Annotated in this window: 2 protein-coding genes; one reads left to right on the top strand and one right to left on the bottom strand. The window is 48.6% G+C overall.

What is annotated here, in order from left to right; translation table 11 throughout:
- Positions 1-189: 189 nt before the first annotated feature.
- Positions 190-1,833 (bottom strand): dihydroxy-acid dehydratase, encoded by a 1,644-nt coding sequence (gene ilvD, locus Q7V06_RS03090; protein WP_304837920.1) that lies wholly within the window; start codon positions 1,831-1,833, stop codon positions 190-192.
- An 86-nt stretch (positions 1,834-1,919) separates the two neighbouring features.
- Between ilvD and Q7V06_RS03085 the strand changes: the two genes are divergently transcribed.
- Positions 1,920-3,515, top strand: coding sequence for a CHASE4 domain-containing protein (locus Q7V06_RS03085; RefSeq protein ID WP_304837917.1), 1,596 nt, complete (start codon positions 1,920-1,922; stop codon positions 3,513-3,515).
- Positions 3,516-3,556: the final 41 nt, after the last annotated feature.

Raw genomic sequence — 3,556 nt, 5'->3', positions numbered from 1 at the left:
ACAAGGCCAAGATGGGATATGGAGACATTGGAGCCATCGACGAGAGCCATGATTTAACAGTTAAAAGTTAAACCTGTACTGATATATAAAACTATGTACTATTTATTTTGAGGATATAAGATCGTTACTGCCGATGGTCGGGTAAAATGAAAATATGGATATTTATTGGATATTTTTCAAAAAAAGTGATTATTTTTGGACTGCTCCGGAATCTGCCTGCCCGACGGTTCGGGCATAGCGTGCAAGAACTCCGGTCAACGCGCGCGCTTTGGGTCGCCACATGCTCCGTCTGCGTTCAATTTCAGTTTCACCCACGAGCAGATCAAGCCGTTTTCCAGCGAGGTCGACTGAAATCTCATCCCCATCCCTGACTAAGGCTATCGGCCCTCCTGCTTCGGCTTCCGGTGCGACATGACCGATGCAGGGCCCCCTTGTACCACCTGAGAACCTGCCGTCGGTGACAAGCACCACCCGTTCGTATCCAAGCCCCATCAAAGCTGATGTTGGTGAGAGCATCTCAGGCATACCTGGTCCACCCCGCGGTCCTTCGTACCTGATAACAACAACATCCCCCTCTCGAATTTCCCGTGAGAGGATTGCCTTCATCGCAGACTCTTCACCGTCAAAGACCCGTGCCGGACCTTTGTGCTTCCACATTGATTGTGAAACTGCTGCATATTTAATGACCGCACCGTTTGGAGCAAGGGTTCCAAAGAGAATTCGGAGTCCGCCGCTTGAGTGGATCGGATCAGTGAGCGGATGGATGATCGCATCATCGATCAGTTGTACGCCTTCTGCTATCTCATGAACAGTTTTTCCGGATACCGTCTCAGCCTCTTCAAGATGATCGATGAAGCGGTTGAAGATTGCGGGGATTCCGCCTGCACGATGGAGTGTAACCATCGCATGCGGGCCTGATGGCTGCATATGGCAGATATGCGGGGTCTCGTCGCTGATCCTGTTGAAGACCTCAAGGTTCAAAGGAATGTTTGCTTCATTTGCGATTGCCATTAAGTGCAGGACGGTGTTGGTGGACCCGCCAAGTGCCATATCAACCCTTATAGCGTTTCTGAGGCTCTGTTCAGTGATGATAGTACGGGCGGTTTTCCCGGATCTCACGAGATCCATAATGCGGCACCCGCTCTCTCTTGCCACTCTGAGTTTATCGGACTCAACAGCAGGTATAGTTGCTGATCCTGCAAGGGACATACCCATCGCCTCAGTCATGCATGCCATTGTATTAGCAGTATAGAGCCCCTGACAACTCCCGCATCCCGGCATCGCCGCACACTCAAGGGTACAGAGTGCTTCTTCAGAGAAAGAGCCTGCTGCCACTTTCCCGACACCTTCAAAGACGTCGATGAGTGAGAGGTCCTTTCCATTGAGCGATCCGGGCATCATCGGTCCTCCGGTAACGATGATTGCGGGGATATCGAGCCGGGCTGCGGCCATCAGCATACCTGGAACAATCTTATCGCATGTCCCGACACAGACGAGACCATCGAACCGGTGTGCCTCAACCATAAGTTCGATTGAGTCCGCGATATTTTCCCGTGACGGGAGGGAGTATCGCATACCCTGGTGTCCCATTGCAATCCCATCACAGATACCGATCACTCCAAACTCAAATGGTACGCCGCCACCAGCAGCGATCCCTTCCCGGACTTTCGTTGTCAGGTTTCGGAGATGAATGTGACCGGGAACAATGTCATTCCAGGCATTTGCAATACCAATGAACGGGAGATCCATCTCAGCGTTGCTCACCCCAAGAGATCTGAGGAGTGAGCGGTTGGGAGCTCGTGGGTACCCTTTTTTTATCTCATCACTACGCATAAAGATCAATGTACGTCGTCTTCACTCATGATAAAATAGTTGCTGAGGGACCGGGTGCTCTACGTAATTCCCATTAGGTTGGACAGATGGATATCAGGAGACGTACAATAGCGATCATTGCAATCGTAAGCCTCTGTTTGATAGGGGGGCTTGGTCTCTATACGCAGGCGTTTATCCTTTCGGAGTTTGTTCTCCTTGAAGAAGATATCCTGGATCAGACTATTGACCGTACTATCCGTATCATCGACCAGGAACGCTCGTTCCTCTCAGCCAGTGTGCAGGATTGGGCGATGTGGGATGATACGTACCTCTATGTTCAGGGATTGGATCCGGATTATCCGGGTCGAAACCTTCATAAGACTGTTTTTGATTATTTGAATATTGATTCAATTGTTATCACAGCGAACGATGGCACTATCGCCTTTGGACATAGATATGACTCACTCACTGAGGAGTATATTCCCGTCCCTGATTCTCTCTATGCTCTCCACCGGAGTGTTCTTGATACTGGGAGAGAGGAATTGTCGGGTTTTTATCAGACCGAAGCAGGCCCGATGCTTGTTGTGGTACGGCCAATTCTGATGAGTTCAGGTGAAGGTCCGGTGATGGGTACCCTTCTTTTTGCACGTGCTGTGAAGGAAGAATGGATTGAAGATCTCTCCAGTCAGACAGGTGAACCGGTCATTCTGACTGTATTTGCTGATGAACTTTATTCTCCTGACATTTCAATTCAGAAAGATGATCATCTGATCACAGGCAGTAAAGTGCTGACCGATCTCTCTGGTGCACCGATGCTCACCCTCTCGGTGACAATGGACAGGACAATTTATGCAAAGGGCCTCCTCTCCGTTCAGTCGGCATTCATCGTAATTGCTGTCTTTGCTCTTGTATATGGCATAGTAATATATCTTCTGATCAATCAATCGCTTCTTAAGCGAATTACCAGCCTGAACCGGGAAGTCCGGGATATAACAAAAAATTCTCATATGAATAGATCTGTTATCATATCGGGTGAAGATGAATTAACCGAACTGGCAGTCTCAATCAATAGCATGCTCATGGCGATCCATGAAGATCAACAGATAATACGGGAGAATGAAGGGCGATCTCGGCTCCTCTTTAACTCAACAATCGATCCGATGCTCCTTGTTGCGGTTGATAAGGATTCAAAGCCGGGTGAGATCCTTGATGCAAATCTATCTGCTCTTACTCTCCTTGGTCTCTCCTATGACCATCTTATCGGCATTCGCCTCTCAAAGATTTTTTATATCGATCGAGATATGCAGGGATTGGATACTCAGTATGTTATTGGTTTTTTCACACCCGAAAATAGCAATCCTGTTCCTGTTGAGGTCAGTATGCATTCATTTTTCCTCAAAGACATGCCTGCTGCAATCTGGGTTGCCCGTGATATCTCCGAACGGGTGCATATTGAAGAGGAGCGACAGGCTTCGATTGAGCAGATTGGCCATAATATTGAGCAATTTGCGATCCTTGGTGATAATATCCGCAATCCTCTCCAGGTGATCAGAGGGTATCTCTCTCTCTTTGAGGACAGAACTGAGTATGTTGAGGTGATCGAGGATCAGATCGAGCAGATTGATGATCGGATCCGACAGCTGGATGAGGGCTGGCTTGAATCCGAGAATGTCATCAATTTCCTGAGACGAAATCACAAGTAAAGGAGTTACTGGCCCCGACTCCATGCCCCTTCACTTCCGTC

The sequence above is a fragment of the Methanocalculus sp. genome (assembly GCF_030651615.1).
Classification (GTDB): Archaea; Halobacteriota; Methanomicrobia; order Methanomicrobiales; family Methanocorpusculaceae; genus Methanocalculus.
This window is presented reverse-complemented; position numbering and strand designations above follow the sequence as displayed.

What these genes read in the sequence shown, in the direction of transcription:
- ilvD (WP_304837920.1), bottom strand. Translation starts at nt 1,833, where the DNA reads ATGCGTAGTGATGAGATAAAAAAAGGGTACCCACGAGCTCCCAACCGC.
- Q7V06_RS03085 (WP_304837917.1), top strand. Translation starts at nt 1,920, where the DNA reads ATGGATATCAGGAGACGTACAATAGCGATCATTGCAATCGTAAGCCTC.